The organism is [Ruminococcus] lactaris ATCC 29176 (assembly GCF_025152405.1).
Lineage (GTDB): Bacteria > Bacillota > Clostridia > Lachnospirales > Lachnospiraceae > Mediterraneibacter > Mediterraneibacter lactaris.
The window spans coordinates 2,273,636-2,287,671 of record NZ_CP102292.1 but is presented as its reverse complement, the minus strand read 5'-3'; the positions used below and the strand labels follow the sequence as shown (position 1 = coordinate 2,287,671).

Below are 14,036 nucleotides of genomic sequence, written 5' to 3'. Positions count from 1 at the left end.
TTCAGGCAGACAGGAACAAGAAAACCTGTTGCCTGAAGGAGCATATTTTATCTTAAGCACTCTTTGCATTTCCACTGACCAAGGCCTCATATTCACGCAGTTTCTCTTTCGCCTGCGGAGTTAAGTGCCTTGGAACTTCAATCTGAACCGTTACATACTGGTCACCGTGAACCGAAGGGTTCTTCATGGAAACAATTCCCTTTCCTTTCAAACGGATTTTAGAACCGGACTGTGTACCCTCACGGATCTTACAAAGCACATTGCCATATAAAGTCTGAACCAGTGCTTCACCACCAAAGACAGCCGTCGTGAAAGGTACAGTAATTGTCGTATAGACATCCGTTCCCTTTCGCTCGTATCCCGGTTTGTCAGCGACCTTGACCTTCAACATCAGATCCCCGGCATCTCCGCCATTTGTACCGGGCATTCCCTTGCCACGGAGACGGATCGTCTTACCGGTGTCGATTCCTGCAGGAATATGAACCTTCAGTGACTGGGAAGGATTTCCCGGAGCATTTGGATCCTGTAATGTAATGACCTTGTCACAGCCAAAAGCAGCTTCATCAAAACCAACGGTTACTTCTGCATTCAGATCGGATCCCTTTGACTGAAAACCACCGGACTGGAACCCACCATGGAAGCCGTTCCCAAAACCGGAAGAAGTCTTGCGGGAGGTTCCTCCGTGGAACATATTTCCGAAAATATCTCCGAACATATCATCCATATTACCACCCTCAAAGTGGTATTCCTGATACCCACCGTTTCCGGTAAAACCGCCACCACTGAAACCACCACTGCCAAAACCATTGCTGCCAAATCCGGTTCCGTCAGATCCGGCTCCACCAAAGCCACTTCCATAGAATCCACCATGGAAACCACTGGTGTCGGTTCCACCGGCAGCACCGCTCTGGTCAAATGCAGCGTGACCAAATTGGTCATAAAGTTTCTTCTTTTCAGGATCACTCAGGATATTATAAGCTTCGGTGATCTCTTTAAATTTCTTTTCAGCTTCTTTATCACCGGGATTCGTATCCGGGTGATACTTTTTAGCAAGCTTTCTGTAGGCTTTTTTTATTGCTGACGGATCAGCACCTTTCGCCAGTCCGAGCAGTTCATAGTAATCTCTTTTCATAGACTCACCCTCATATCTTTCCGTTACATTTGTATCATCTGATCTGCATTACTTTTTACACTATTGTATGCAAAGAAACAGTACGATTCATACTGTTCTATATGTAATATAGCAGAGAGAATAAAAGCAGTCAAGGGAGAAATGAAAAGAATGTTCCGAATTAGACAAAATAAGCGTGGGAATCAACCGAAAAGAACGAGTTGAAAAATTCTGCTGTTGTTATAATAGTATTAAGTCAGAGTGGGTAAGTTCGTGCGTAGAAAGAACAAGATTTCAGAACAGGAGGGGATGCGGAGTATGAAGAATCGAAAAAAGCAGTTCCTGAAGATCGGAATTGCAGTATTGGTGATCGCGGTTGCGGGAATTGTTGCCGGGATCGTCCGATACAGAATTGATAATCGATTCGATTTAACTGTTGGGGGGCATACAATCAGAAAAGATGAATATGTGAACTGCATGAAATCTGTAGAGTATGATACAGAGGTGCAGATTCAGCAGGACTATGATGCCGTTTATGAAGATGGCTTCTGGGAGAAAAAGTATGATGGAAAATACGGCTACGAAATTCTGACGGAAAATACAGTGGAACAGTTGAAATACATCCATGCGGTCTATGACCTTGCAGAAGAATGTGGTGATGTATCAGACAGCAGTTATGAGGCTTTGGAAAAGCGTTGGAAAGACGAAAATGCAAAGCGGAGTGAAAAGGTTGAAAATGGGGAAGTGGTCTATGGACTGAAAGAGTATACTTTTCAGATTTATCTCCAGTATGAAATGAGTACGCTCAAAGAAAAATACTGCAATGATTACACCCGTGAGGGCATGGAACTGACAGAGGACGAGATACTGGAATACTACAACAGCCGCGAATGGATCTTCGGGGACAGCGAAGAAAATGCTGATCTGGAGACAGCAAGAATTGCGGTGGAACGTGAGTTGCGTGAAAAGAAATATGATGACATCATCACGCAGTGTGAAACTGATTCTCAGGTGGACGGGAACATGGTGGATGTAAACCGGTTTACCTTGAAGAATATAAAATGATGGAAGGAGCAATATTATGAAGAAGAAATGGATGAGCGGTGCTCTGGCTCTTCTGCTTGCAGGAACAACGGTTGCATCAATGGTGCCGGCAGTTGCTGTTAATGCTGAAGGACAGGATACTGCGACAGGAACAACATATTATGTTGATTCCCAAAGCGGAAGTGACAGCAATGACGGAACTTCCGAAAGCAAGGCGTTCAAGACGCTTGAGAAAGTGAATGATCTTGATCTTGAGCCGGGAGATACAGTTCTCCTGAAGAAAGGATCTGTATTTGAAGATCAGGCACTCAAGTTCACAAAAGAAGACAGCGGTACTGCTGAAGCACCGGTCAAGATCTCTACTTATGGAAATGGAGACAGACCACAGATCAATACAAATGGTCATGGTCAGTGGGAGCAGAACTATGGGGTTGCATTGGACAACTCAAACCACAAATGGCATGGTACAGTATCTTCCAGTATTCTGATCATGGATACAGAGTACATTGAGATCGAAGGTCTGGAACTGACAAATGACAGAAACAGTGCAACAGATACAGAAAAAGATAAGACTTATAATGATGCTTATGCAATGGACAGAACCGGAGTTGCCGGAGTTGCAAAAGATAACGGAACAGTAGATCATATCGTACTGAACGATCTTTACATCCATGATGTAACAGGTAACGTTTATAACAAGCACATGGCAAATGGCGGTATCTACTTTATCGTGGAAAAGCCAACAAATGAAGCAACAACAGGAATTGCAAGATACAACGATGTTCAGATCAAGAACTGCTATCTTGATACAGTAAACCGTTGGGGAATCGCAGTCGGATACACTTACAAGCACGGTCAGTTCAACAATGCTGCTCTGAGTGATGAAGTAATGTCCACATACGGTTCATCTAACGTAGTAATTGAGAATAATTACCTGAACCATGTAGGCGGAGATGCAATCACAACAATGTATCTTGACAGAGCTTTAGTTCAATATAATGTATCAGAAAATGCAGCGGAGCAGATCAACTATACAGATTTCTCCCAGCGGCAGCCACAGCTCGATGCAAATGGTAATGATACAGGAAATAAACTGGGCGTAGGTAATGGACGAGTTGCAGCAGGTATCTGGCCATGGAAGTGTAAAGATACAGTCTTCCAGTACAATGAGTGCTTTGCAACACTGAATGCAGCTCATGGTAACGGTGACGGACAGCCTTGGGATGCTGATTACGGTGATGGAACAAACTATCAGTACAACTACAGCCACGGCAATACGGCAAGTACGATCATGTTCTGTGGACCGCAGTCCATCAATAATACATTCCGTTACAACATCAGCCAGAATGAAGATATGGGACCTCTCGATCCTGCAGGAAATACAGGAAATTGTCAGGTTTACAATAATACTTTCTATATTAAGAAAGGACTTACAAGTATCTGGTCTACAGCACATTCTAATAATGGACCGGTAACGATTGAGAATAACATCTTCTATTTTGCAGGAGATACATCGGTTAATGCGACAAACTGGAATCCAGGAAATAACAAGACATACAGCAACAACCTGTACTACAATGTATCCAATTATCCAACTGATGCAAATGCAGTAAAGGTATCCGCAGGAACAGCAGTACTTGTTGATGCAGGTTCAGGTCCGGTTGCAGCAGCAGAGGACAAGCAGGCAAGACTGCATGAAGATCCGACAGCTACTACAGAATTTGATGGATACAAACTGGCAGCAAACTCACCGGCTATCAATGCTGGTAAAGTAATTGTTGACAGAAATGGTTATTCTATCGATCATGACTTCTTCGGACATGCAATCACAGCAGTACCGGAAATCGGAGCAGCAGAAAGTGATGCAGTTACAGCACTTGTACTTCGTTCCAATACATACACAATTTCAGGAACAAATGTAAGTGATCTTCCGAAGAATACAACAGTAGAGCAGTTCCGCAACAACATCATCGTTGATACAGGCGTTACAGTTACTGTAAAAAATGGTGATAAAGTTCTTGGCGATGCAGATATCGTGAAAGGTGGAGCAACCGTCGTTCTTTCTTATGAAGGAATGGAGGATGTAACTTATACAGTAGTTGCAAGTTCTGATAAAGAACTGAAATCTTCTTACTACATGGTAAGCGGAAAGACACTGAGTGTTCCTTATACAACAGCAAATGCTACAACAGTCAGCGAGCTGAAGAAGAACATCACAGTAGCTGATACAGCAACAGTTTCCGTACTGAACAATGGAACAGCATTAGCTGACGGAGATGCAGTAACAGCAGGAGTGACAGTACGCATCACGGCTGAAGACGGAACAACAAATGACTATACGGTAGCTCAGAAGAATACATACAACTGGACACTGGACTATGCAGGACAGCAGCAGGGAAATGTATGGTTTGCACAGCAGAAGAACGGTAATGGCGACTGGGCTGATATGACAGCTTATGATAATACTTATCCAAACTGGGTACTGAATACATACTATGGTGTTGGTGTAGATGCTCCAAATCACAGTACAGCAATGAGCGATTCCATTCATGGACTGATCTCTGCTCCACCGCAGACTTCTTATTCGACAGCAATGGTATTCAGAGCACCGAAGAGCGGTACAGTATCCTTCAATGTAAAAGATGGTGAGCCGTATCTGCGTCAGGCTGGAAACTCAGGCGGAACAGTTACATTAAGCCTTCTTGTAAATGATACAGTAAAACAGAGTGTAACACTTTCAACAAGTAATCAGAAAGCAGCAGACTGGGCAAATTTTGATGAGATTGAACTGAACAAGGGCGATGTGATCCGCGTAACAGCAAGCTGCAACAGCAATCCAAGCAGGCCGTCTGTTCATGTTACTCCGATCATCACATACGTTGACAAGGCAGTAGTTGATACAGAAGCACCGGATGCTCCGACAGCAGTAAGAACAGCAGATGTTACAGAGACAACAGCTCATGTTGCATGGGAAGCAGCTCTGGATAACGTTGCAACAACTGGATACAACGTATATGTAAACGGAGAAAAGGTAAACACAGAACTGGTAACAGCTACAGAGTATGACCTGACAGGTCTTACAGCAGCTACAGAGTACAGTGTAAAAATTACAGCAGTAGATGCAGCAGGAAATGTATCTGAGAAATCAGAGGCAGCTACATTTACAACAGCAAAGGCAGCCGATACAGAAGCTCCGAGCGTTCCTGCAGACGTAAAAGCATCTGATGTTACAAAGACAGGTGCAACTGTTACATGGACAGCTTCTACAGATAATGAAGGAGTTGCCGGATACAATGTATATGTAAACGGAACTCAGGTCAATGATACACTGGTAGCAACAACAGAATATGTACTGACAGGTCTTACAGAAGGAACAGAGTACACAGTAGAGGTAGAAGCTGTTGATACAAATAACAATGTATCCGCAAAGGCAGCAGCTACATTTACAACAAAGAAAGATGCTGTAAATCCTGATCCGACAGTAGTTGATAAGACAGAACTCAAGGCAACTACAGCAAAGGCAGATGCAGCACTTGCAGCAACAGACAAGTACACAGCAGAATCACTGAAAGCCCTGCAGGCAGTTTACGATCAGTACGCATCCGTTCTGAATGACGAAAATGCAACGCAGGCTCAGGTTGACGAAGCAAATAAAGCCATCGCAAAAGCCCTCAATGCTCTTGTAGAAAAGAAGACAGATGACGGAAAGAAAGACGACGGCAACAAGGGTGACAATAAGAAGGATGATACAAAGGTTGACGACAACAAGAACAACAATTCTTCTAATACATCCAAGTCTGACAATAAGACTACAACAAAGGTAGACAATACTAAGAAAGCAGCTAAGACAGGCGATACAACAAACGTGGCAGTTTGGGCATTCGCACTGGCAGCATCCGCAGCGGCAGCAGGCGTTGTAGTAAAGCGTAAAAAAGAGAACTAAAAGTTTCTCGGTTTTGCAAATCTGAAACTCAGAAAAAAAGCGGGGGAGGGGAGTTATGAAAAATGCTGATCTCCTCCGCTTTGATAACATAATGGGAGGAAAGAAATGAAGAAAAAGACCCTTTCAATGGTTATGGGACTTATTCTCGGAGTGACAACTGTATTTGGTTCCATCGGGACTACAGCAGTAACGGTATCTGCAGCTTCCGGTGAAGTGACAGACGCTGACTGTGCAGACAATAATACAGATGCACCGGCTGCTGATAAAGTTGTACCGGATGCCAACCAGTACAAGTATCAGAAAGATGAACTTGCAGCATTCTGTCACTTCGGACCAAATACCTTCAATGAGGTAGAGTGGGGCGAACATTACGGAGACAGATCACCGGCAGATATCTTTACCCTGTCAAATGATTTTAATGCAGATACACTGGTAAGTACTCTGAAAAATGCAGGGTTCAAGAAAATTATTGTAACTGCAAAGCATCATGATGGTTTCTGTATCTGGAACAGTGCCTATACAGATTACTGTGTAAAGAATACAAATTATAAGAATGGTGAAGGAGATGTCCTTGCTGAAATCTCCGCAGCCTGCACAAAGTATGGTCTGGACATGGGACTCTATCTGTCACCATGGGATATCCATGAACCATCTTACGGATATTATGATGCAAATAGAAATCCAACAACAAAAGAGAATGATGTGCTTGACTACAATGATTACTACAATAATCAGTTAACAGAAATTCTCAGCAATGACAAGTACGGTAACAACGGACATTTCGTAGAAGTATGGATGGACGGAGCAAAGGGAAGTGGTGCGAATGCACAGGAATACGACTTCACAAGATGGTTCAATACCATTCAGAAATACGAAGGAAAAGCAGCTAAATATGATGCAGACTGTATGCTGTTCGGAGCTGGTGCCTATACAACAGTTCGCTGGATCGGAAATGAAGATGGTGTAGCTCATGAAAATACCTGGTCAAAATCAAACGTAAATGTTAATGCAAATACGATTGACAGCAACGGAAGCACACCGTATACAAAGGGATACGAGAATGGTAACAAATGGACTGTACCGGAGTGTGACGGACGTATCACATCCGGATGGTTCTGGGGAACAAATAAGTGTACTCCGAAGACGATTTCTCAGCTTGCAACAATGTATTTTGATTCAGTAGGACATAATGCAACCATGCTTCTGAATGTGCCTCCGAACAATCAGGGTACAGTAGACCAGGCAATTCTGGACAGAGTAACTGAATTTGGAAATAATATAGAAGAAACATTCCGCACAAACCTTGCGAAAGCAACAGGAACAACGATCACAGCATCCAATGTCCGTGGAAATGATATTGATTTCAAACCGGGTAATGTAGTAGACGGTGATGATGCAACATACTGGACAACAGATGACGGCACAAAGAGCGGAAGTCTGACGATCAAATGGAATACTGCAAAGAAATTTGATGTAGTTTCTATTGAAGAGGCAATCCAGAAAGGACAGCACATTAACAGCTACAAAGTTGAGTACAAGACATCCGACAGTGCGAACTGGCAGACACTGAAGAGTGGTGTTACGATCGGTGCAAAGAGACTGGTCAGAACATCTCCTGTATCAGCAACTCAGGTAAAAATTACTGTAGGAACATCAGACGGTAAAGTTCCGATGTTAAGTGAAGTTGGTGTATACAAGGCAAGTGAAGGATTCCAGTTAGCAGGTACTGCACCGGAGGGAATGGAGACAACAAGTGTCAACGATACAAGCAAGTTTACATTCAGCTCCACAGGATGGAATCCGCAGACAGGAAGCTCCTATATCAATGGTCAGAATACATGGTCCAATAAGGCAAATGCAGAATTTACTTATACATTTGACGGAACAAAAGTATATCTGATGGGAACAAAAGACCCGGGACATGGTTCTGCTGATGTCTATATTGATGAACAGCTGGTAGAGACGATCAATACGCATGCGACAAGCAGATCCACCGGAACAAAGATTTTTGAATCTGCAGATCTGACAGACGGTCATCATACACTGAGAGTTGTTGCAAAGACAAGTGCAGCGATCGGTGTAGAAGCAGCTTACGTGATCAATAATGGTGGCGTAGGAATGATCGAACTTGAAAATTCTGCTTACACAATGAACGAAGAATCCACACTGGATGTCAAAGTAAAACGTGTCGGTGGAACAAAGGGAACGATCACAGCAAAGATTCAGCCAAATCCAGGAAGTGCAATCCAGGATGACTTCAATACAGAGCTTGCACCAACAGTAACACTGAATGATGGAGAATCAGAAGTAACTGTTCAGAAAGCAGCAGAAACAAGACGTAACACAAATACGACTGGTGACCGTGTATTCTCAATCGAACTGACAGAGAAAACACCGGAAAACGCAATTATCGGTTTCAACAGTTCTGCAAGGATCACGATCAAAGATGCAGATGCAATCAACAGTGAGAAACTTCAGACGCTGGTTAATCAGTCAGTAGAACTGAAAGAAAATCTGTATTCAGGCGGCTGGGATACATTTGTAGCAGCACTGAAAGCAGCACAGGAAACACTGGCAAATGAGAGTGCAACAGATGCAACGATCAGAAATGCATATACAGCACTTGAAACTGCAAAGAATGCTCTTGTAGCACGTACAAAATATACAACAGATGACAGATTCCAGTTCCCATGGAAGACGGGAACAAGTGCAACTCTGGAAGCAGAGTTTGCGACAGAATTAACCAATAGCAATGATTCAGATTCTGATCCAAGTTATCCGATGAAGATTGCAGCAAATACAGATGCAAGTAATGGAAGCTTTGTAACAGATATGGCATACAAAGATGTACTGAAATATGCATATCATGCAGATAAGACAGGTACATACCACGTAGTTATGAGATATCGCAGTGGTTCTGATGTGAACGCAAAAAATGGAATCAGGATCACAGAGGCAGATGGAAAGATTACAGAAAAGACATTAGAAGTTGATCCTACAAAGGAAAACAATAGTGTTGTATTTGGAACAGTAGAATTTGATATTGAAGTAACAGAAGCAGGAGACGGAATGATCTCTGTCACAGCCCCGAATACAAATAAGGGACCTGGAATTGATTACTTCATTATCACACCAAAGAATGTTGCAGTTGAGTCTTATGATATCACAGCAACAGCAGGTGAAGGCGGTACGATCACAGCAGAAGGTCTTGCAGATGGCAAGGTATCTGTTACAGAAGGTGAAAGTGCAACATTCACGATTGCAGCAAATGATGGATATGAAGTCAGCGATGTTAAAGTTGACGGAACATCTGTAGGAAAGAGAACTTCCTATACATTTGAAAATGTAACTGCAGCTCATACAATTGAGGCAACATTTGCATTTATAAATTATACTGCAGCAAATCCATTTGAATTCCCGACAACAAAGGGAACGACAAAGACTCTGGAAGCAGAGCATGCAACAGAACTGATCAACAGTAATGATTCAGATTCCGATCCAAGCTGGCCGCTTAGTCTTGGAACAGGCGACTGGGCAAGTAATGGGAAATTCCTGAACTGTATGGCATACAAAGATTATGCAAAATATGCATATGTAGCAACAGTTCCGGGAACATACACTGTAACGGGTACTTATCGTGCCGGAGCAGCAAATAAGCTTGCATTCTCAGAAGAAAATGGAAAGATCACAGCTACTCAGGTTGACTGCCCGTCAACAAGTGAAAATGGTTCTCTGACAGTGAAGACATTCACTCTTACACTTGAAGTAACAGAGGCAGGAGCAGGAACTCTGATCCTTACAGCACCGGATACAAATAAAGCTCCACAGCTTGATAAGTTTGATATTGTACTTACAAAGACAGCAGACGAAGCTGACCTTACAGAACTTCAGACAGCGATCACAAATGCAGAGGCAATCCTCAATGCAGCAGATAAAGATAAATATTCTGCAGCGGCACTTGTAGAGCTTCAGGAACTTGTAAATGCAGGAAAGCAGTTGACAACAGCAAGCTCTCAGGCAGATGTAGATGCGAAGAAAGCTGAGATCACAGCAAAGATTGCTGACATCCAGACTCAGTTCACAATTACAGCAACAGCAGGTAATGGTGGAAAGATCGCACCGACAGGAGCAACAAATGTTTACAAAGGAACATCCAAAGCATTCACGATCACACCGAATGACGGATATCATGTAGACAGCCTTACAGTAGATGGAACTGCAGTTGACGTTGTAACAGAATATACATTCTCAGACGTAACAGCAAACCATACGATTGCAGTAACATTTGCAAAAGATGCAGTGACAGTTGCAAAGGAAAATCTGCTTGCAGCAATCAATACAGCAAATGAGAAGCTCGCACAGACAGACGCTTATACACCGGCTTCTCTGGAAGCACTTCAGAATGCTGTAGATGAAGCTCAGACAGTTTACAACAAAGCAGATGCAACTCAGACAGAAGTTGACAATGCAAAAGCAAATGTAGAAGCTAAGATTGCAGCACTGAAAGAGAAGGCAGACAAATCTGCACTGAGACTTGCAGTGAAAGCAGCAGAGGGTGAAGCAGCCCTGACAGATAAGTATACAGAAGAATCCATCGCAGCTCTTCAGACAGCAATTGATGCAGCCAATAGAGTTCTGGCTGATGACAACGCAACCCAGGCAGAGGTAGATGCACAGGTTGAAGCTGTAAATGCAGCAAAGGCAGCACTCGAAGAGAAGAAAGCACCGGTTGTAAAAGAGGAGCTTGAAAAGGCGGTTGCAGATGCAACAGAAGTTGTCGGAGCAACAGACAAGTATACAGAAGCATCACTTGCAGCTCTTCAGTCAGCAATCGATGCGGCAAATGCAGTTCTTCAGAATTCAGATGCAACTCAGGATGAGATTGATGCAGCAGTACAGGCTGTAAAAGAAGCAAGAGCAGCCCTGAAAGCAAAAGATGATGATAAGAAGGACGACAGCAATAAGGATGATGACAAGAAAGACGATAATAACGGATCCGATAATAATGGCGGAAATAACAACGGCAATGCGAATAACGGATCAAATAATAATGGTTCTTTCAACAATGGATCATCCAATAACGGTACTGCAAATGGTACATCAAATGTAGCGAAAGCAGCCAAGACTGGTGATACATCAAATGTAGCAGGAATGGCAATGCTTTGCCTGGCAGCAGGACTCGTTGCAGTAATGGCAAGGAGAAGAAGAACAAACTAATCTGAAGTGAGTTCCGAATTTTCAATGCAATAAAAGAATAAAAAATTCCTTCCGGGGGTTTCCTGGAAGGAATTTTTTTGTGGTTTTTATTTCAAAATCGCTTTTCTGTAATGGGATGGTGTTGCATTGATTACATTCATAAAGACCTTAGAATAATGCTGGGAATCTTTGAATCCGACCTGCAGAGCGATTTCTGTCAGCGTTAGACTTGTATTCTGCATTAACTCGATGGAACGGTTGATCCGGTAAATGTTAATGTAATTAGAAAGGGTTACCCCCATATAATTTTTGAAGATCTTACTCAGATAGCGGACAGAGATATGCAGCTGCAAGGCGATATCCTCCTGACGGATCTTCTGGGTAAAATTTTCCCGAATGTAATTCAGTGTATAAGCAACATAGCTGTTCTGAAGCTGTGGTTCGGAAAATCCATGCTCTGTCTCTGTATGGTCAAGGATATACAACATCAGGTTCATCAGTGCAACGTTAATATTTGCAGCAGAGAACAGACTGTTGGATGAAGCATAGAGAGTAATGAGCTTCTGAAGATGTTCGTCGATGACTGGATCAGATTCCATCCGGTAATAGAACTGGGCAGAAAAGAGGATCGCATGCATCAGGGTGATAGGAAAAACTCCCTCATCTTCAAGAACAATCGTGGAAAACATCTCAGGGTTAAAGTGAATATGCTGAAATTCACAGTCAGATGTGTCATTCAGATAAAAAGAATGAACTACATCGGGGAGTAACATGATAAATTCGCCCGCTGTACAGTGGATCGTTTCCGACTGAATATCCATATAACATTCACCGGAAAGAATCCGATAAATCTCAATATTTGTATGTAAGTGCCGGGCAAAACTATAACCGGCTTTACGATATTCAACAACAGCACCGGACAGGATGGAATCGGACAATGTCATCAATCCAGGTACTTCGTGTTCCTGAATCTTAGTCTCCTCAGCAGGAGGAGTAGAATGTTTATTTACTGACTGAACAGTAGTTTTTTTCTTCATGTGTAAAAAAAGCCTCCATAGATAAGCACAATTAATAAGCGTTAATCTGTATTATAACAGAAATAAAGAAAAAATGTACCGAAAAATACAAAAAATGTGAATATTTTTTTAAAAAATATAAATAAAATGTAAATTCAGAGGTTCTGAATTTGACAAAATAAGCGATTATAAAGAGTAAATTAAACAAGCACATTCAAAAGAAAAGTTTTATAATGTAGTATAATCCACTTTAAATAACAAACTATTTTAATTCACATTCCTATTATGGTATAATTGAACCATCGGAGGTGCCAATTATGCCTAATACAATTAAAACTATTTCTTTAACAGACGATGATAAATCTTACTTAAATAAACTGCTGACTCAGAGCACTTTGGAAATTCGCGTTTATCAACGTGCTAGGATCCTTCTGCTCAAATCTGAGGGTGCATCTAACGAAGCAATTGCTGACAAACTGGATATTGGAATCAGTGTGGTAAAACGTTGTCTTAACAAATTTAAAGAGAACGGTGTTGAAGCTTCTTTACGTGATAACAAAGGCCGTGGAAGAAAAACGGAAATCACCGATGACGATATCACCTGGGTAATCAGTAAAGCCTGCCAAAAACCGAAGGATTACGGCTATTCTGCTGAATTCTGGTATCCCATGAGTTTCAGGAAATTCATCAACTCTATAGCAGAAACGGAAGGGCATCCTCGTATGGCAACAGTAGCTGAAACAACGCTTCGGAAAATTCTGAGCAATGCAAGGATCAAACCGTTTCAGGTGTCCTATTACTGCGAAAGACGGGATCCTGAGTTTGATGCAAAAATGCATGATGTCCTTGTTATCTACAAGCAGATTGAAATGCAGTTTGACAAGGATGGAAAACTGATTCCCTTTGAGAAAGATGCCGTACATACCCTGTCTTATGATGAAAAGCCAGGAATTCAGGCAATTGCTACCACAGGTGAAGACCGTCCACCGATTCCGAATACAGATAAAAGGAATGGCTATCAGCGAGATTATGAGTATGTCAGGCTGGGAACCCTCTCCCTGCTTGCAGCGATTGATTTGCTCTCAGGAGAAGCAATTCCATTAGTAAGTGAAACTCATAAAAGTTCTGACTTTGTGACTTTTCTAAAGAAACTTGATGAAAAATATCCAAAGGGCGATATGATTCGGATTATTCTGGATAATCACTCTGCACATACCTCCAAAGAAACCCAGGAATATCTGAATACGGTTTCTGGACGTTTTGAGTTTGTATTTACACCCAAACATGGTTCCTGGTTAAACATGATTGAAGGTTTTTTCAGTAAAATGACAAAGCAGATGCTGGGTGGAATCCGTGTGGAAAGCAAGAAAGAACTCGAAGATAGAATCTACAGATACTTTGATGAAATCAACAAAGAACCTGTGCCATACAAATGGACATATAAAATGGATACCATCGATCTTTCTCAAGAAGATATTGATTCCATAGTGTATGAGGTTGTAAATGCAAAAGCTGCTTCAGCAGAAAACAAAAACAAAAAAGCACCAAAACCAATTTCACGAAAGAGAAAGTCTATCTAGAATTAGCATAAAATGCTAATTTGAAACAGGCTTCTAATTTGCGTGGATTATAGTAGATAATTGGACATTGGGAGGAGTCTGCCCATAGGAATCGAAGGCAGAGGAATTTCATGACAATAAATTAAGATACATCAGAAACGTATCAG

The 14,036-nt window shown here is 42.1% G+C and carries 6 protein-coding genes; 4 read left to right on the top strand and 2 right to left on the bottom strand.

Features of this window, described 5'->3' with window-relative positions; translation table 11 throughout:
* Positions 1-52: 52 nt before the first annotated feature.
* Entirely contained in the window at positions 53-1,132 is a 1,080-nt protein-coding gene (locus NQ541_RS10625) for a DnaJ C-terminal domain-containing protein (RefSeq protein WP_005610273.1), read from the bottom strand.
* A gap of 297 nt (positions 1,133-1,429) precedes the next feature.
* Between NQ541_RS10625 and NQ541_RS10620 the strand changes: the two genes are divergently transcribed.
* The 3 genes from NQ541_RS10620 to NQ541_RS10610 all read left to right on the top strand — a co-directional run bounded on the left by NQ541_RS10620 (position 1,430) and on the right by NQ541_RS10610 (position 11,315).
* Positions 1,430-2,176, top strand: coding sequence for a hypothetical protein (locus NQ541_RS10620; RefSeq protein ID WP_147644470.1), 747 nt, complete (start codon positions 1,430-1,432; stop codon positions 2,174-2,176).
* 16 nt (positions 2,177-2,192) lie between these two features.
* Positions 2,193-6,098 carry a fibronectin type III domain-containing protein gene (locus tag NQ541_RS10615; protein ID WP_005610277.1) on the top strand — a complete coding sequence of 1,302 codons (3,906 nt, stop codon included), beginning with the start codon at positions 2,193-2,195 and terminating at the stop codon, positions 6,096-6,098.
* Between the two features lie 105 nt (positions 6,099-6,203).
* Positions 6,204-11,315, top strand: a complete 5,112-nt coding sequence (locus NQ541_RS10610) for an alpha-L-fucosidase (protein ID WP_005610279.1) — start codon at positions 6,204-6,206, stop codon at positions 11,313-11,315.
* 86 nt (positions 11,316-11,401) lie between these two features.
* On the opposite strand, the gene NQ541_RS10605 is transcribed toward NQ541_RS10610, so the two are convergent.
* Complete coding sequence (locus tag NQ541_RS10605; RefSeq protein WP_005610281.1) at positions 11,402-12,331, bottom strand: helix-turn-helix transcriptional regulator; 930 nt, start codon at positions 12,329-12,331, stop codon at positions 11,402-11,404.
* 296 nt (positions 12,332-12,627) lie between these two features.
* Here NQ541_RS10605 and NQ541_RS10600 point away from each other — a divergent pair, with 296 nt between their 5' ends.
* Entirely contained in the window at positions 12,628-13,890 is a 1,263-nt protein-coding gene (locus NQ541_RS10600; RefSeq protein WP_005608582.1) for an IS630 family transposase, read from the top strand.
* Positions 13,891-14,036 lie beyond the last annotated feature (146 nt).